Source organism: Chitinophaga fulva, from assembly GCF_012927205.1.
In the GTDB taxonomy this organism is placed as follows: Bacteria; Bacteroidota; Bacteroidia; order Chitinophagales; family Chitinophagaceae; genus Chitinophaga; species Chitinophaga fulva.
Window position 1 is genome coordinate 2,311,878 of sequence record NZ_JABBGC010000001.1, and the last position, 17,188, is coordinate 2,329,065.

Consider the following 17,188-nt stretch of genomic DNA (forward strand, 5'->3'; position numbering starts at 1 on the left):
ACTTTTTACTCGACACATATCCTTCTTATAAAATACAAGGACAATAAAATAATAAATATCAGCTGTAATGGTTACGGGTTATTGGATAACGAAGGCAGGACGTATATGATGAAGAAGACAATAGAGGAGATACTAAACCAACACTAGTTTGATTTAAATGAGGTGAAAAAGGGGATAACCAAGCAGTCTCGTATAATCCCAATAGAACCTTTAAACTGTTGATGTCTCGCTGGATGTAGTTTTATCTTGATAAGAATGTGATGTGCGTCTTTGTAGCGCAGACACTGATAATATCGAGTTTAAGGCAGTAGTACCGTATATACTATAACGTTAATTGCCTATATTTACGGGTGTGATTCCCTGGTTAGCCTGCTGTATTCTGTATAAACAAACTCGTTATATCCTGTTGCAGACGGCGTTATCCCTGTTGGAAAGTCCCCGTTGTTACCTAAAATGAACCTATGAGAGAAAATAAACGAGTTGTCTTTTCCAGTTTATGCCCGGTCTTATTAGCTGTTATTTTTTTGCTGCCAGGAAAATCGGTATCAGGCCAACAACCCGGAGGGCCTCCTCTGCCTACAGTGACGCCGGTAAGTTTACCTCCTGCCTATACCACAACTGTTGTTAATTATGTCCGCACCTGGGAACCGTCTGTGCCACTGACAGATCCTACGGCCGTTAGTGCAAATGGGCAGGTAGCGGAGGTGAAACAGATGACGCAATACTTTGATGGTCTGGGGCGTCCCTTGCAAACGGTGGCCAAAGGAATGAGTGATAAAGGGAAAGATATTGTTACCCCGATGATCTATGATGCTTTTGGCCGTGAACAGTATAAATACCTGCCCTACAAGCATGACGCCGGTGATGGTAAGTTTAAAACATCTCCTTTCAGTGATCAGCAACAGTTTTATCAGAATTCCGGCAATTATCCCAATGAAAAAATATTCTACAGCCAGACGGAATTTGAAGCTTCCCCTTTAAGCAGGGTTTTAAAAACTTACGCTCCCGGTAATAGTTGGGCAACACGGCCGGTAAATCATCAGTATCTGGTTAATACAACACAAGACTCAGTACGGATCTGGAATATGGGTGCTACCGGTTTGCCGGTGAGCCCGGGGATTTATGGAGCAGGTCAATTACTTGTAAATGTTACCGTAGATGAAGATGGGGGACAAGTAGTGGAATATAAAGATAAATCAGGACAGGTTGTACTCAAAAAAGTACGGATGTCAACTGCTGCTGGTACCGCACATATGAATTGGTTGTGTACTTATTATATTTATGATGACCTGAACAATCTTCGTTTTGTTATTCCTCCGCTGGGTGTGGAAAAGATAACGGGAAGCTGGAACACAGCCGCTATTGCCGATGGTCTTTGTTTTCAGTACACTTATGATGCAAGAAAACGGATGATCACCAAGAAAGTACCCGGTGCTGGTGTTGTGGAAATGGTGTATGATGTGCGGGACCGGTTGGTATTTGCCAGAGATTCTAATCAGCGGGCGCAAAACCAGTGGCATGCTACATTTTATGACAAGTTGAACCGGCCGGTGGAAACAGCACTGTACAGCAGGGAGATATCCAGAGAGGGGCTTCAGGCACTGTTGAACGGAGCTACCAATAACAGTGGTACCAGCGGCTATACCTTCCCTGGTATTGCGGATCTGGTGGTGGCTTTCCATGATGCGCCTCACCCCCTTTATCAGGCTACCAATAGTGTAACGCTGGATGGTGGTTTTGATACCGGTGTGGGTGCCGATGTTGAAGTAGCTATTAACCCTTTTCTGACTAATGGAAACGCCAACGTACTGGTTAGCAACCCACTACCAGACATCTTTAGCAATGGTACTCTTACACCATTGACATTTACTTTTTATGATGATTATAGTTTCTCCGGGGCGCAGGCGGCAGTAGGCAAGTATTTCGATAAACCGACTACTGGTGGGAACCTGTATGCAGAACCGGTGAGTGCCAGTGGTCTTACCAAAGGACTGGTAACGGGAACGCGCACTCGTATTTTGGGTACCGACACCTGGTTAACATTGACTACTCATTATGATAATAAGGGAAGAGTCAGTCAAGTAATAGCAGACAATGCTGTTGGCGGGACAGATGTGGCGACCAGCCGTTATGATTTTAACGGGAAAGTGGTGAGTTCCTATCAGGTCCATAAAAACAACCGGAGTGGCTTGACTCCTCAGATAACAGTATTGACTGCTATGCTGTATAATGAACAAGGACTATTAAAAGAAATTAATAAACAACTGAATGATACCGGTACGGTGCGGACGGTAGCCCGTAACTCTTACGACGAGATCGGTCAGCTGGCGGCGAAAGAGCTGGGTATTGTCGTTAATGGAATACCACTGGAAAAACAGACTTATGACTATAATCTTCGGGGTTGGCTGCGTAATATCAGCAAGGAATATGTGAATAATGGTACTGGTGGAGCGCATTTCGGCCAGGAGCTGAACTATGACTATGGATTTGCCAATCATGTATTCAACGGCAATATTGCAGGTATACGCTGGAAAGGTTGGAATGATACTACCCAGCGGGCTTATGGATATACTTACGATCTGGGCAATCGTCTGACGAGCGGTGCTTTCTCTCAAATCAAAACCGGCAATTGGTCGAATAATGAGGTGGATTTCACAACAAATAATATTACCTATGATGCTAATGGCAACCTGCTGAGTATGAATCATCGCGGGGTAATTAATAATGCGCGTGCTGATGTGGATAAACTAAGTTATCGTTATAATGACAACAGTAATCAGCTGAAGTCTGTGTCTGATGCCGGATTGGCGAATACCGGTCTGGGCGATTTTACTGACAGTCAGGCTGATGGTGTTGACTATAATTACGATGGTGCTGGTAACCTTATTAAAGATGAGAATAAACAGATTACTTCCATTAGTTATAACCACCTTAACTTACCGGAGCTGATCACCATTACTGGAAAAGGAAATATTCAATTTGTATACGATGCAATTGGTAACAAAGTTCGCAAAATTATTACTGATAATACAGGAGGCGCCAAGAAGATAACCACCATTGACTATCTGGTAGGTTTTGTATATGAAAATGACAGTCTTCGTTTTCTAGGGCATGAAGAAGGACGGATAAGGCCTGTTTATCAAACCGGTCAGGCGCTTGATTTTGCATATGACTATTTTGTGAAAGATCATCAGGGTAACACCCGGCTGGTGCTGACCGACCGACCGAATGCTGCTTTGTATACAGCTACGATGGAGACACCGATTGCCGTTAAGGAAAACCTGTTGTTTAGCAATATTGACAACACCCGGAGTAATAAACCAGTAGGATATCCTGCAGATGAAAGCGCCGGTAAAAATGAATCTGTAGCCAAGTTAACAGCAGCGGGTACTGGTAAGAAGATCGGGCCGTCGCTGGTGCTACGGGTAATGGCCGGAGATACCATTCAGGTTAGCAGCAAGGCATTCTATAAATCCACTGGTCCGGCAAATAAAAACAACACAGCCGTACCTGCGGAAAATATGGTGGCTGACCTCATAGCGGCATTTAGTGGTGACATTTCCGCAGATGCTACACACGGAAGTTCGGCACCTGTGGACATTACACCGTTTAATACCAATTTTTATAATAACGAATATCGTCAGCTGAAAGAAAAAAATCCTGATCAACAACAGGGGAAGCCAAAGGCATACCTGAACTATGTGCTGTTTGATGATGAATTCAAAATGGTAGAGGAAAATAGTGGAGTAAAGCAAGTGAAAGCCGAACCAGATCAGCTGCAGACGCTCTCTCAGGACAAGATGGTCATGAAAAAGAGTGGATTTTTGTATGTTTATACCAGCAATGAAAGTACACAGGAGGTATTCTTTGATAACTTGATGGTAGCGCATAACGGTGGGCCAGTGGTAGAAGAGACGCATTATTATCCATTTGGGTTGACAATGGCAGGGATTTCTTCAAATGCTTTGGTGGGAACGAGGTATCCGGAGAATAAGATGAAATACAACGGGAAGGAGTTGCAGAGTAAGGAATTTGGAAGTGGGAGTGGGCTGGAATGGTATGATTATGGTGCGAGGATGTATGATGCGCAGATAGGCCGTTTTGGGGTACAAGATAGATACACCGAAAAATACAATATGCTTACACCTTATCAATATTGTGCCAATAATCCTATTAGGTTTATTGATGTGAATGGCGATTCTCTGGAAGTTATTGGCTCTAAAGATGCTTTGGCCGAATTTAATCAAACTGTTAATAGTGGATTAGGAGGATTCTATACAATGAAACAAGGTACAAATGGACGGTTAACGTTGGAGGCGACTGCTAAGAAAGGCAATATGACAAGCGAGCAGCAGGCGTTTTATGATGTGTTGAGTGGAATAATTACTGTAGAAGGGACTGTTAAAGTGGGTGTTACATCTGGAGAGGAACTTGTTGCTGTTGGAAGTTATGATCTTGAAACGATAGACATGGCTGATGTAAAGGCTGCTACCGAGGGGAATTCAATTTTAACTCCACAAAGTTTACTTGGACATGAACTACAAGAACAGAAAGCGAAACAGATAGATAAAAAAGGTTTTAATGATGCCCATGCTGAAGGAATCGCGGCAGAGAATCGAATAGGAGAATATTCACGAAACGACAATGTTCTTAAGTCGTCGACCGTACAGGTGGGCAAAGATGGAAAATTAAATGGTCGTCTCGAACAAGAGTTTACAAAGAAAGGGGTGACCTATATTATAAGTCTTGATTTGAATAAGAATAATGTGACAGGTAATTCAACAACTAAGAAAAAATAAACCTTCCTATTCAAATAATATATGAAAAATATTCTTTTTGTTTGTTGGTTAATATTTTATGCGGCAACAGGCAGTGCGCAGAAAATAGATCGAAATGGTTTGAAACTGATTGAATATCATTTCCATGTGTTAGATTCTATTGCAAATGAAACAGAAGGAGAAATAATCTTCTGTCCTGCATCTGTTAAATTCATGGAAAAGGTTACTGGTATAGATGCAACTACAGATGGCAACTATTTTGGTCGGCTAACCTGTAAAAAAGGAGATTTGGATAGGTGGCATAAGTGGTATGAGAAATATAAGAGGAAGGAACTCTCAGGTTGTTCATCATTTCAATAAACAGCTTGTAATAAAAAAAGAGGGTTCTGCTCGCGGTATTAAACGTCTCCTACGTGCTTGTCAGTAGTTTTTGAGAAACTATGGAGGATAGATTTAGAGATAGGTATGTAGGGATCCCTTTCAAGCTCTCTTATGACGCCAGTTTTAGAATGATGATGAAAAATCTCGGCGAGGATAGGCCTTTATGGAAGTATTAAAAGGCAGTTGCTTATCGTTGGCTTTGTTGTGGTGATAATGTATTTATTTTGGATGATTTATGTTAGGGAATTATTATGAAAGAAATTCTGTTTACACCTTTATGACGGTAGTATTACATAAAGTGTGTCACAGTGATTAAAGATTAAGTTTCAATCGATCACTAAATATAATTGATAATTGCGCCAATGTCTGATTCCAGTTGTGTACTGGCTTGTTCCACTTGGTACATATATTCTCCTGGATAAGGAATAAGAGCTTCATGAGGGCGTCTTCCGACTGGAAGGCGCCTTTTGATTTTGTAACAGCGCGAAGCTGCCGAGACTATTACATAAAGTGTGTCAGTAAAAAGTTTTTTAACTTTAAACTGATATCACAATATGGAAAAGCAAAACTTTGATTTCGAAGCCTTCAAGAAGCAAGCGGCTAACCATTTGAAGAATGGAGATACGCTTTTAGGTAAGGATGGCGTGTTAACGCCGTTGTTAAAAGAGTTTCTTGAAGGAGCCCTGGATGGTGAGTTGGAAGCGCATATTGAAGATGAGGGAGATGCCAACCGGAAGAACGGTAAAGGGCGTAAACAGGTAAAAACGGCCATAGGGTCGGTAGATATTTAATCCACCACGTGATCGTAATGGAACGTTCGATCCGGAAATTATACCCAAACGTCATAAAACCCTGGGGTAGATCTGGATCGACAGATTGTTTCTCTGTATGCCCGTGGCGCCAGTTACAGCGATATCGGGGGGCACCTGATGGATATATATATGGACTGGCGGCTTCTACAGCCACTATAAGCCGCGTTACAGGTAGAATCTTGCCTTTGATACAGGAGTGGCGCAGTCGTCCGTTAGAACGGGTTTACCCGTTCGTCTGGCTGGATGCGATATACTACAAAGTTCGTCATGAGGGGCGGGGCGTCACGTGTGCGGTTTACTGCATTATTGGCCTCAATCGAGAGGGCTATGTATGTGGGAGAGAATGAAATTGCTAAATTCTGGCTACAGGTGTTGACAGACTTACAGAATCGCGGTTTGGAGGATTCAGTACAACATGACATCCGCCGAATAATGTATGCTACAAATATTATTGAAGGCTTCCACCGGCAGCGTGAAGAATGAGGATGGCACTACAACCAATATTAATTTGGATTTTAAATATGCAATGGCTTCAGATGAAGATATCAAACGAGTGGAAAATGAAGGCACTCGTAATGGAGATAATTTAATAAGATTGGAAGATAATGAATACCAGTCAGCATCAGGAGGATATACTAAAGAAATATATGCTAAAGAAAAGAATCCTGAAACTGGAAAGTGGGATAGGATAGGTATGGAATCGTTAACTGATTATAAACTAAGAATGGGAAACTCACATACGGCTGCTGGTCGCTATTATGGATCTCCGCATACAGCCTTTCATGAGGTAATGCATTTATTTGGATTAAAAGATTGGTATAAAAGTGCGGCGGCACAAAGAATAGTCGGGCCCAATGACATGATGAACAATTCAAAATCTTCCACTCCAATTATACATCAAACACATTGGAATAGTTGGATGAAGGATATTAGAGTTAGACAGCAACAACAAGGCAACAACTTTATTTTGAACCATTTTGTAGAATAAAGCTATTTATGAAAGTCTATATAATTCTTCTGTTTGCATTGATGTCCTGCAACAAGGCATTGCTGGTTCCTCAAAAAGATGTAATCCGAAATCAAAAAGGATACATTGTTTTTTATTATGAAAATGAAGAGGCATTATTTTTTCCCTGGACAGATACTGTCGATGCCAGGTTTCTAAGTAGAGATCATGTGAATGGATACAGAATTGATAAAAACGTAAAACAGCTTGAATATATAAAAGAGCTAGCGATTGATCAGAGAATAACAAAAAATGTATTGCAAAGCGGCCACTCTATACAAGTTGATGAGATTGTCAAGCTACTTCCCGTAAATGTTAAATTTTATTGGGGAGAGGGGTGGAGACTAAGAAAAATTACTAGGAATGGAAAAAAAGTTAATATTAAATACATGTTTTCGAATAAAGATATTGAACTTACTTACAATGTTTATGATGATAGACAAATAATGTCTATTGTACCAGTCAGAGAAAGCGATAAAATTAGAGTGAAAGAAGCAGAACCGAAAGATTTATCAAATTAATAGGTAAATGGTATAGCGATTTATCCTGCTAATGTAAAATGTAAAAAGGCCAGCTTGTCCACAAGCTGGCCTTTTTACATTTTATAAAGAGTTAAAACCCTACATTCACCCCCACAAAGAAATTAAACCCTGCCATGGGATAATAGTAATTATCATACACCACCCTGTTCTGTTTCAGGTCATAGCTGTTATAAGTACTGCCATTCGGCTCATATTTCGCATCAAAGATATTGTTGAGCAGCAACTGCACGCCCAGCTCCCGGAATAACGGCTGCGGCACTACGTAGTTGAAGCGCAGGTTGTTCACATAATAAGGGTTCAGACTCGCTGTTTTGCTGGACGTGTTGTCCATATACTGACGGCTCACGTATTTACCGATCAGGTCAACGGTCAGTCCTTTCAGCGGACGGGCAGTCAGCGTATAGCCGCCTACGAAAGAAGGGGAGAAGGAGATATCTGTTTTATTGTAGGTTTGGGTGTGGACAACGCCGTTGCTGTCATAGGAAACGGCGTTGTAGTCCAGCACTTTATTCTGGCTGAAGGCGGCATTGGCGCCGACAGTGAAGGTATTGCTCAGCTTTACGTTGCCACTCACTTCTACGCCTGCACGATAACTCTTAGGAATATTGGTGCGTACGTAGGCGCCTACGTCGGTGAGCATACCGGTTTGCACCAATTGGTTTTTGTAGTTCATGTAGTACACATTGGCTTGCATGGAAACGGTATTGTTGCTCCAGGAGTAACCGGCTTCCACGTCGCGGAGTATTTCCGGTTTGGGCTCGGCTACGCCGTAGTTGGATTCGAAGTCCACACGGTTAGGCTCTTTGTGCGCGATAGCGATGGAGGCGAACACACGGCTGAGCGGCGTGAGATAATAGGATATACCGGCTTTGGGATTGAAGAAGTTGTAGTTCACGTGCGGCATATAGGTGGGTGCGGCTTCGAAACCGTCCATGTTATATGCGATGTTGCGGTATTGCAGTTCGGCAAAGGCACGCAGTGCTTCGGTGATTTTGTATTCTCCTTTCCAGTAAACGTTGAGATCATTTTTGTCAGCGGGATAGCGATAGTATTCGTGGTCTTTATCGATACCGGCTTTAGCCCAGATCACTTTGCCATAGTGGTCTCCGGTGTAGCGGTTCCAGCCGCCGCCGAGGCTCCAGTTGAATTTGTTGCCGGTACGGTTCACGGAGAAAACGCTGCCGTAGAAGTAGTTGTCGAGCCACAGTTGGCGTACCAGGTCAGTGCTTTCTATTTTCACGCCGTTGACTTCGTAAGGTGGCAGGCCATAGTCTTTGAGGATGCTGTTGTTTCTATATTGTTCGTAGTAGCCACGGCCGCGGGTAAGGTGGAGGGCTACGTTGAAGTTAAGGCTGGAGTTGATTTCCTGGTTGAGGAATAGCTGGTAGTGGTCCTGTTGGTAGTTATCTGTTTCGTTGTCGTATGGTGTGCCTGGCTTTTTAGTGCCGGCGGAGTTGTAGGTACGGTTTGTGTTGAGCAGTGCTTCGGGCACGCCGTTCCAGGCTTGGTAGGTTTTTTCCTTGCCGGAGAAAACGTTGAGGCGGATGGCTGTTTTCCGCGAGATGTAAGCTGCGGAGGTATAGAAGGAGCGCAGGTCGGAGGTGGCGCGGTCTATATATCCGTCGGAAGTGATTTTAGACAGGCGTGCGTCGATGGTGAAGTGGTCGTTGATGAGGCCGGAACCGGCTTTGACGGTGTTTTTCCAGCTGTTGAACGAACCGTAGCTGCTGCTGATTTCACCATAGGCTTTCTCGCGGTATTCGTTGGTGCTGAGGTTAAGCGTGGCGCCGAAAGCGGCGGCGCCGTTGGTGGACGTGCCTACGCCGCGTTGCAGTTCGATGCTGCTGACAGAAGAGGCGAAGTCGGGCATGTTCACGAAGAAGGTGCCTTGTGATTCCGCGTCGTTGATGGGAATACCGTTGACGGTCACGTTGATGCGGGTGATATCGGAGCCGCGTACGCGCATGCCCGTATAGCCGATACCGGTACCTGCGTCTGAACTGGTGACTACGCCGGGCTGCTGATCGAGCAGCTGTGGCAGGTCCTGGCCGAGATTGCCTTTTTTGATATCGGCGGCAGTGAGCGTGCTGTTGACGAACGGCGCGTTTTTACCCGCACGGAGACTGCTGATCTCTACCGGTTTCACCAGGAGACCGGTTTCTTCGAGGATGATGTTGGCCACCTGTGTATTGTTGGTGGACTGTATTGCTGTGGTGTACGATTTGTAGCCGATATAGCTGGCCTGTAGCGTATAATTTCCTTTTTTAGGGAGATGAATAGAGAAGTGCCCCTGCCGGTCTGTTAAGGCGCCGGTTTGATTCACAGATATGGTAACGCCTTCCAGTGGCTTACCGTTGGTTTTGCTGGTAACGGTACCAGTAACCAGGGATTGTGCATGTAAAGTGCCTGCCATAGACAGCAGCACCAGCAACATCAGCTGTTTCATTTCTAGTATGTCTGTTTTCGTTTTTTAAATTCCTAACCAGCATTACCTGGTCCAGGTTCCGTGGGTGTGATCTCAGCCTGAAAAGTAAGGCACCCCATAAATCGTAAGGGAACGGTTGATATCCTTGCGAAGCAACAAAGGTAGAACAAAAAAACATCTTTTGTGGCTTTGCTTTCTTGCCGGGCTTTGTGTGAAACAAAAAATTGCTTAATTTCCTTTTACACTTCTCTCAATCATCTTGTATTTAATTTTTAACCATTAAATCTTTATGAGATGATGAAACTTCAGTTTATCGGCTACCTGGGCCGGGATGTTGTCAGGAAAGAAGTGAACGGCAACGTGGTGCTCAATTTTCCGGTGGCCGTTAATGAGCGTTTCCGGAACCGTGAAGGGGTACTGGAAGAACGTACCACCTGGGTGGACTGCTCCTTATGGGACCGGGAAACGATGGCAGCGCACCTGCACCAGGGAACGCTGGTGTACGTGGAAGGCGGCCCTCGGATGGAAGGGTATATTACCAAGTCCGACCAGCCCGCGGCGGCTGTAAGGCTCCGGGTGTACCACATGCAGCTGCTCAGCCGTAAGGATGACGAGAAACGCCGTCCCGCTCCGGTAGAGGTCCCGGCCGTTCCGGAACAGGAACTGGTGGAGGAACAACCCGCCGATGATCTGCCCTTCTAAAAAAGACATGCATTCCAATATGAAAGCCAACCAGTTATGGTTGGCTTTTTGACTTTCTTTGAAAAAAGATTTGGTGCGAATGAAAATAATACTATCTTTGCACCCTCATTGCGAGGTAGAGCAGAGGTAGCTCGTCGGGCTCATAACCCGAAGGTCAGTGGTTCGAATCCGCTCCTCGCTACAAAAAAAGCGCATCAGCGCTGGTTAAGAGACCAAAAAGAGCCGAAGAAATTCGGCTTTTTTTATTTCCGTAAGTTTGAGTTAGAGAAAAAGCAGCACAGCCTTTATTAGATAGTCATGCACAAAGCAGGTTTTGTAAACATATTCGGTAAGCCCAACGCGGGGAAAAGTACCTTGCTCAACGCCATCATCGGCGAAAAGCTCGCTATTATATCCCCTAAAGTGCAAACCACCAGGCACCGTATCACCGGTGTCATCACCGAGCCCGGTTATCAGATCGTATTCTCGGATACCCCGGGTATCATTGACCCGAAATACAAACTGCACGAGAAAATGATGGGTGCGGTAAAATCCGCCCTGGAAGATGCAGACGTGGCCCTGCTGATCATGGACGCGAAAGACTCGCTGGAAGAGAACCTCGAACTGTTCGATTCCCTGCGCCTCAAAGTACCGGCCATCCTCATCCTCAACAAAATGGACAACCTCTCCAAAGAGGATATGGACACGCTGCTGGAGAAAGCCAAAGCATGGGGCAAAGCAAAAGTGGTGGTACCTATCTCTGCCAGGCAGAAAAAAGGTATCAAGGAACTGATGCAGGAGATAGTAGCACTGCTGCCTGAAGGCAACGCCTTCTATCCGGACGATACACTAACGGACAAGTCTACACGCTTCCTCGTGGCGGAAATGATCCGGGAGAAAATCTTCCAGCTGTTTGAGGAAGAGATCCCTTATCATACAACGGTCATCGTTACGCAGTACCAGGAAAAGGAAACACTGACGAAAATAACGGCAGAGATCATCGTTACTCGCGAAACACAGAAAGGCATCATCCTCGGTGAGAAAGGCAAATCCATCCGTGAGTTGGGAACACTGGCCAGACAGGACATCGAGAAATTCATCGAACGCAAGGTGTTCCTCGAACTGTATGTGAAAGTACGCGGCAAATGGAGAGATAATGACCTGTACCTGAAAGAATATGGGTACTAGTCAGTAATTTTAAAAAGTAGTAATCATAATAATACAATGGCTGGATTTACAGTAGCTATAGTGGGCCGCCCGAATGTGGGCAAATCAACGTTGTTCAACCGTTTGCTGGAACAGCGCCGCGCCATCGTGGACGATCAGAGCGGTGTTACCCGCGACCGTCAGTACGGTATCGCAGACTGGAACGGCAAATCCTTCAACGTGATCGATACCGGTGGGTTTGTGACCAATAGCGATGATGTTTTTGAGCGGGAAATCCGCAAACAGGCAAAAGTGGCCATGGATGAGGCTAACGTGCTCATCTTCATGACAGATGTGTCGACCGGTATCACCGATCTCGATTCTGACATGGCCAAACTGCTGCGCCGTACTTCCAAACCGGTATACCTGGTGGTTAATAAAGTAGATAACGCCCAGCGTCAGCTGGAAGCCAACGAGTTCTACAGCCTCGGCTTTGAGAGAACTTTTTTCCTCTCTTCTATGAGCGGAAGCGGCACCGGTGAACTGCTGGACGACGTGGTGTCCCATATCACGGATGAAATGGAAGATCCTAACCTGGAAGCTGATGTGCCGAAAATCGCCATCATCGGCCAGCCAAATGTGGGCAAATCCTCCCTGCTCAATGCCCTCGTGGGTGCAGACCGTAACATCGTTTCTGATATCGCCGGTACTACCCGCGATACTATTCATACCCGGTACAATATGTACCAGAAAGACTTTATCCTGATCGATACGGCCGGTATCCGCCGCAAACAGAAGGTGAACGAAGATCTGGAGTTCTACTCCGTGATCCGTGCCATCAAAGCGGTAGATGAGGCAGATGTAGTGATGTTGCTGCTGGATGCTGAAAAAGGCATCACCGCACAGGACCTCAGCATCTTCAGCCTCGCTGCCCGTAAGGGTAAAGGGGTAGTGGTGCTGGTCAACAAGTGGGACCTGGTGGAAAAAAGCACCAACACGGCACGCGACTACGAAAAGGAACTGAAGAACCGCCTGGCGCCATTCTCCGATGTGCCCATCATCTTCACTTCCGTAGTGGAAAAGCAACGTATCTTCAAAGCCATCGAAGTTGCACTGGAGGTTTATGAGAACCGCCTGCGCAGAGTACAGACTTCCCGTCTCAACGAGGTGATGCTGAAAGCGATCGAAGCTTACCACCCGCCGGTAGTGAGAGGTGTGCCCATCCGTATTAAATACGTAACGCAACTGCCTACGCACACACCAGCGTTTGCCTTCTTCTGTAACCTGCCCGATGATGTGAAGACCCCGTACAGGAACTACCTGGAAAACCAGCTCCGTACCAACTTCAACTTCAGCGGTGTGCCAGTGAGGATCTTTTTCCGGAAAAAATAACCGTAAAAAAAGGGAATGAATTGATTTTGTATTCTGAAATTATTCAATACCTTTGCGGCGGTTTTAAAAAAATAAAACAAACTGAAAATGAAAAAAGTATTTGTATTTGCAATCGCAGCTGGTATGTTCTTCGTAGCTTGTAACGGTGGTAGCACTCCTGCTGCTGACTCTACTGCTACAACTGTAGACACTATGAACGCTGCTCCTGTTGCTCCAGCTGCAACTGATTCTGCTGCTGTAGTAGCTCCTGCTGCTGACTCTGCTGCTGCTCAAAAAGCTCCTGCTGCTGATTCTGCTGCTGCTGCAACTCCTGCTAAGTAAGCGAATATTATTGCTAATAATATCAATTCTTGCAAGAATAAAAAAGCCGATCGCATATGCGATCGGCTTTTTTATTTAGATATTTTTTTATTTGATTATTTCATCATTTCTTTTGATCGCTACAATCCCAATAGCTAAATGAAAAAATAGCTAAATGAATAAATGATTTTATTCTTCGAGCAGAGAGGCGAGGTTGCTTAATTCATCCTGGCGGTAGGCATCTTTATCATCCCGGAAACATTTCGCCAGCTCTTCCAGCAGGAACTGGATGATGCGTTTGTTGGACTGCGGTTTGAAATAAGAGGGTACGGATGGTACGGAAACCCTTTTCAGGTAAGTATCTACATCCTGTTGGGTATAGATTTGGCCCTGAATGGGGTCAATGAAGAACAGGATGCGCTGGTCGTCCGGGTCTACGGGTTCATCAAAATCGATGAACGTATCAAAATAAGCAAGGATAAACTGCCGGGGGATATTGACCGCATATACCGGCAGGTCCAGCATAGCACACAGGCTTTGATAGATGATGCCGTTGGTAACGGGATTTCCTTTTTTGGATTCTATCACCTGGTTGATAAAAAACTGGTTTTTCCGCTGATAGGACACTTCTTCCCCTTTCAGTCCGAAGTAATTATAGATCATGCTGTTGAGCACATTGATCTTCTCCAGCGGTGTCAGGTAGTTATTCAGCTCCAGCCAGATATTGCGTTTAATACGTTCTATTTCGTTAAGCACCTGGGAAGGCACCAGGTCGGGGAACTGGTAACGGGCCACCAGGATAGCGCCCTGCATGAGGTCCTGCAGCTCCGACAAACTCCATGCACGCAAGGCCGCCTGCAGGTCTTGATAATGGACCCGGTGGATCAGCAGTTCTATCCTTTCCTGTATGGACTCATCCACGGTATTCTCCCATAAATTCTCCAGGTTGGGAATGATATCCTTGCCGTACAGCAGAATTTTGCTGGCAACGGTGTCGAATACTTCCTGGTCCGGATCATCCAGCAGGTGGAACAATGCATTTATTTCCTTGTTTTCGTGCATACGCAATGTAATATGCCCGGTTACGGGTTATTCAGCTTTTTTCTTCCGCGGCGGCGCTTTTTTCTTAGGCGGATTGGCTTTGGCATCTTCGATGATGGCTTTGGCTTCTTCCACGGTCAGGTCCGCAGCGGTGTCAATTTTCTCTTTCGGTATCTTGAAGTTCTTCAGGCCCTGTTTGATATAGGGGCCATAAGGACCTTTCAGTATCTGGATTTTTTCCTTCTCAAAGACTTTGATGGTCCGTTCGTCTTTGGCAGCTCTTTTTTCCACGATGAGCGGTGCTACCTCGTCCAGTTCCACGGTGTATGGGTCCATTTCCTTTTTGAGGGAGTAGAACTTCTTGTCGTGTTGTGCATATGGACCGAAGCGGCCGATGTTGACGATCACGTCTGAATCTTCAAACTGTCCGAGGTTGCGGGGCAGCCGGAACAGTTCCATCGCGTCTTCCAGGGAGATGGTTTCGATGCTCTGGGTAGCTTTCAGTTTGGCGAAGCGGGGTTTTTCCTCATCTTCCACCTTACCGATCTGGATCATCGGGCCATAGCGTCCCATACGGGCCACGATAGGCTTGCCGGTAGATTCCTCGATGCCCAGCTGGCGTTCGCCTTTTACACGTTCAGCGTTTTCCAGGGTGTTTTCCACATCTTTATGGAAAGGGCTGTAAAACTCTTTCAGCATTTTATTCCACACCTTCTTGCCGTTGGCGATTTCATCGAACTCTTCTTCAATTTTAGCGGTGAAACCGTAGTCCATCACGGAATTGAAGTACTGGTTGAGGAAGTCGGTCACGATCATGCCGAGATCGGTAGGGAACAGTTTGGATTTTTCGGCACCAGTGTTTTCGCTTTCTGTCTGTTGACTGATTTGATCAGCTTTCAGCAACAGTATGCGGAATTCCCTTTTAATGCCTTCTTTGTCCCTTTTTTCCACATATCCTCTTTTCTGGATGGTGGTGATGGTGGGCGCGTAGGTAGACGGGCGGCCGATACCCAGTTCCTCCAGCTTTTTTACGAGGCTGGCCTCAGTATAGCGGGGCGCAGGGCGGGAGAATCTTTCGGTGGCCTTCATTTCTCTGAGGTCCAGCGTTTGTTTCACGGCCAGTGGTGGCAGTGACCCTTCCTGTGCATCGTCTTCGTTGAGATCTTCATCGTCATGGCTTTCCATGTATACTTTCAGGAAGCCGTCAAATTTCAATACTTCACCGCTGGCAGTCAGCTCTTCTTTGTTGGTGGAGATATTGATTTTAGCGATGGTTTTTTCCAGTTCAGCGTCAGCCATTTGGCTGGCGATGGTACGTTTCCAGATCAGTTCATACAGTTTGCGGGTGTCGCTGTCGTCTACGGTGGAGTTTTCCATGTAGGTAGGGCGGATCGCTTCGTGCGCTTCCTGGGCGGATTCGTTTTTGTTTTTGAATTTGCGGAACTGATGGTAGCGGTCGCCAAAGCTGGTTTTGATCGCTTTTTCGATTTCCGTTATCGCTGTATCAGACAGATTCACGGAGTCAGTACGCATGTAGGTGATAAAACCGCTTTCATACAGCTTCTGGGCCAGCAGCATGGTTTTAGACACGCTGTATCCCAGTTTGCGGCTGGCTTCCTGTTGAAGGGTGGAAGTGGTGAAAGGGGCGGCAGGTGATTTTTTGCCGGGTTTTACCTGTATATCTTTAACGGAATAGACAGCTGCTACGCATTCTTTGAGGAATTTCTCCGCATCTTCCGCTGTTTTAAATTTATTGGGGCCTTCGGCCTTAAAGGAGATGTTTTTGCCGTTGATGTCTTTGCCAGTGAACCATGCCTCTACCTTAAAGGTGCTAACGGCGGTGAAACCGTTGATTTCCCGCTCTCTTTCCACGATCAGGCGTACTGCTACAGACTGCACACGGCCGGCAGAAAGGGAGTTACGCATGCTCATTTTACGCCATAACACGGGAGAAAGCTCAAAACCCACGATCCTGTCGAGGATACGGCGGGCCTGTTGTGCATTTACCCGGTCCATGTCCAGCTTGCGCGGGTGCTGTACTGCGTTTTCGATGGCCGGTTTGGTGATCTCGTGGAATACGATACGTTTGGTTTCCTTTGGATCGAGGCCCAGTACCTCGCACAAATGCCACGAAATGGCTTCCCCCTCACGGTCCTCATCCGTTGCCAGCCAAACCTCATCGGTTTCCTTCGCCAGCTTCTTGAGGTCCTTTACCACCTTTTCTTTATCTTCCGGGATTACATACTTCGGCTTGAAGTTATTTTCGATGTCTATTCCCATGTCGTCCTTCTCCAGGTCACGGATGTGCCCGAAGCAGGATTTGACTTCAAAGTCCTTGCCCAGAATTTTTTCAATGGTCTTGGCCTTTGCCGGGGACTCTACTATAACTAAATTTTTTGCCATGTATGCTTCTTTAATATGCTGCTAAATACGTAAAAAATCGTAAAATAAATACTAATAGAATTTTGCAATTATATAAAAGGTCCTTCAAAATAAAAAATAAGGGCCCTTGGTAAAATTACGAATTACCGGTTACCAATGACGAATTACGGATGGTGAATTACGAATGAGGGCGGTTTTGTCCTTATTATTATATAGAAATCTCCCCCATTTAAACTTTTTCATATAACTAATTGATTTAATTTGACCGAAAGGCTCATTAATAACCATCCGTTCCAGAACAT

Annotated in this window: 11 protein-coding genes, 1 tRNA gene and 2 pseudogenes; 10 read left to right on the forward strand and 4 right to left on the reverse strand. The window is 45.5% G+C overall.

All coding sequences use genetic code 11. The features are described from left to right. The first annotated feature begins 461 nt into the window (after nucleotides 1-461). Both HHL17_RS33360 and HHL17_RS09680 read left to right on the forward strand, forming a co-directional pair. Nucleotides 462-4,799: a DUF6443 domain-containing protein gene (locus tag HHL17_RS33360; protein WP_206155952.1), complete on the forward strand. Its 4,338-nt coding sequence runs from the start codon at nucleotides 462-464 to the stop codon at nucleotides 4,797-4,799. A gap of 21 nt (nucleotides 4,800-4,820) precedes the next feature. Next, the gene (locus HHL17_RS09680) at nucleotides 4,821-5,138 is read left to right on the forward strand and encodes a hypothetical protein (protein WP_169224521.1); all 318 of its coding nucleotides are present in this window, start codon (nucleotides 4,821-4,823) and stop codon (nucleotides 5,136-5,138) included. Nucleotides 5,139-5,471: 333 nt separating this feature from the next. On the opposite strand, the pseudogene HHL17_RS34020 reads toward HHL17_RS09680, so the two are convergent. After that, nucleotides 5,472-5,654: pseudogene (locus HHL17_RS34020) on the reverse strand (IS256 family transposase); the annotation flags it as partial. Nucleotides 5,655-5,713: 59 nt separating this feature from the next. On the opposite strand from HHL17_RS34020, the pseudogene HHL17_RS34025 reads away from it, so the two are divergent. The 3 genes and pseudogenes from HHL17_RS34025 to HHL17_RS09700 form a co-directional block, all read left to right on the forward strand. Beyond that, a pseudogene (locus tag HHL17_RS34025) lies at nucleotides 5,714-6,380 on the forward strand (IS256 family transposase); the annotation flags it as partial. Nucleotides 6,381-6,407: 27 nt separating this feature from the next. After that, nucleotides 6,408-6,959: a hypothetical protein gene (locus HHL17_RS09695; RefSeq protein WP_169224524.1), complete on the forward strand. Its 552-nt coding sequence runs from the start codon at nucleotides 6,408-6,410 to the stop codon at nucleotides 6,957-6,959. A gap of 8 nt (nucleotides 6,960-6,967) precedes the next feature. Beyond that, entirely contained in the window at nucleotides 6,968-7,498 is a 531-nt protein-coding gene (locus HHL17_RS09700) for a hypothetical protein (RefSeq protein ID WP_169224525.1), read from the forward strand. Nucleotides 7,499-7,589: 91 nt separating this feature from the next. Here HHL17_RS09700 and HHL17_RS09705 read toward each other — a convergent pair whose 3' ends face one another. Next, nucleotides 7,590-9,965, reverse strand: a complete 2,376-nt coding sequence (locus tag HHL17_RS09705) for a TonB-dependent receptor (RefSeq protein WP_169224526.1) — start codon at nucleotides 9,963-9,965, stop codon at nucleotides 7,590-7,592. Nucleotides 9,966-10,238: 273 nt separating this feature from the next. Here HHL17_RS09705 and HHL17_RS09710 point away from each other — a divergent pair, with 273 nt between their 5' ends. The 5 genes from HHL17_RS09710 (at nucleotide 10,239) to HHL17_RS33365 (ending at nucleotide 13,484) form a co-directional block, all read left to right on the forward strand. Continuing rightward, nucleotides 10,239-10,646, forward strand: a complete 408-nt coding sequence (locus tag HHL17_RS09710) for a single-stranded DNA-binding protein (RefSeq protein ID WP_169224527.1) — start codon at nucleotides 10,239-10,241, stop codon at nucleotides 10,644-10,646. Between the two features lie 109 nt (nucleotides 10,647-10,755). Continuing rightward, a tRNA-Met gene (locus tag HHL17_RS09715) sits at nucleotides 10,756-10,827 on the forward strand. Nucleotides 10,828-10,943: 116 nt separating this feature from the next. Further along, a complete protein-coding gene (gene era, locus HHL17_RS09720; protein WP_169224528.1) occupies nucleotides 10,944-11,813 on the forward strand; it encodes a GTPase Era in 870 nt (289 codons plus the stop codon). A 36-nt stretch (nucleotides 11,814-11,849) separates the two neighbouring features. Further along, nucleotides 11,850-13,163, forward strand: coding sequence for a ribosome biogenesis GTPase Der (der, locus tag HHL17_RS09725; protein WP_169224529.1), 1,314 nt, complete (start codon nucleotides 11,850-11,852; stop codon nucleotides 13,161-13,163). A gap of 87 nt (nucleotides 13,164-13,250) precedes the next feature. Beyond that, on the forward strand, nucleotides 13,251-13,484 hold the full coding sequence (locus HHL17_RS33365; protein WP_206155953.1) for a hypothetical protein: 234 nt from the start codon (nucleotides 13,251-13,253) through the stop codon (nucleotides 13,482-13,484). A gap of 168 nt (nucleotides 13,485-13,652) precedes the next feature. Here HHL17_RS33365 and HHL17_RS09735 read toward each other — a convergent pair whose 3' ends face one another. Both HHL17_RS09735 and topA read right to left on the reverse strand, forming a co-directional pair. Beyond that, nucleotides 13,653-14,525, reverse strand: coding sequence for a transglutaminase-like domain-containing protein (locus HHL17_RS09735; RefSeq protein WP_169224530.1), 873 nt, complete (start codon nucleotides 14,523-14,525; stop codon nucleotides 13,653-13,655). Nucleotides 14,526-14,552: 27 nt separating this feature from the next. Next, on the reverse strand, nucleotides 14,553-16,907 hold the full coding sequence (topA, locus tag HHL17_RS09740) for a type I DNA topoisomerase (RefSeq protein ID WP_169224531.1): 2,355 nt from the start codon (nucleotides 16,905-16,907) through the stop codon (nucleotides 14,553-14,555). Nucleotides 16,908-17,188 lie beyond the last annotated feature (281 nt).

What these genes read in the sequence shown, in the direction of transcription:
- HHL17_RS33360 (WP_206155952.1), top strand. Translation starts at nt 462, where the DNA reads ATGAGAGAAAATAAACGAGTTGTCTTTTCCAGTTTATGCCCGGTCTTA.
- HHL17_RS09680 (WP_169224521.1), top strand. Translation starts at nt 4,821, where the DNA reads ATGAAAAATATTCTTTTTGTTTGTTGGTTAATATTTTATGCGGCAACA.
- HHL17_RS09695 (WP_169224524.1), top strand. Translation starts at nt 6,408, where the DNA reads ATGCTACAAATATTATTGAAGGCTTCCACCGGCAGCGTGAAGAATGAG.
- HHL17_RS09700 (WP_169224525.1), top strand. Translation starts at nt 6,968, where the DNA reads ATGAAAGTCTATATAATTCTTCTGTTTGCATTGATGTCCTGCAACAAG.
- HHL17_RS09705 (WP_169224526.1), bottom strand. Translation starts at nt 9,965, where the DNA reads ATGAAACAGCTGATGTTGCTGGTGCTGCTGTCTATGGCAGGCACTTTA.
- HHL17_RS09710 (WP_169224527.1), top strand. Translation starts at nt 10,239, where the DNA reads ATGATGAAACTTCAGTTTATCGGCTACCTGGGCCGGGATGTTGTCAGG.
- era (WP_169224528.1), top strand. Translation starts at nt 10,944, where the DNA reads ATGCACAAAGCAGGTTTTGTAAACATATTCGGTAAGCCCAACGCGGGG.
- der (WP_169224529.1), top strand. Translation starts at nt 11,850, where the DNA reads ATGGCTGGATTTACAGTAGCTATAGTGGGCCGCCCGAATGTGGGCAAA.
- HHL17_RS33365 (WP_206155953.1), top strand. Translation starts at nt 13,251, where the DNA reads ATGAAAAAAGTATTTGTATTTGCAATCGCAGCTGGTATGTTCTTCGTA.
- HHL17_RS09735 (WP_169224530.1), bottom strand. Translation starts at nt 14,525, where the DNA reads ATGCACGAAAACAAGGAAATAAATGCATTGTTCCACCTGCTGGATGAT.
- topA (WP_169224531.1), bottom strand. Translation starts at nt 16,907, where the DNA reads ATGGCAAAAAATTTAGTTATAGTAGAGTCCCCGGCAAAGGCCAAGACC.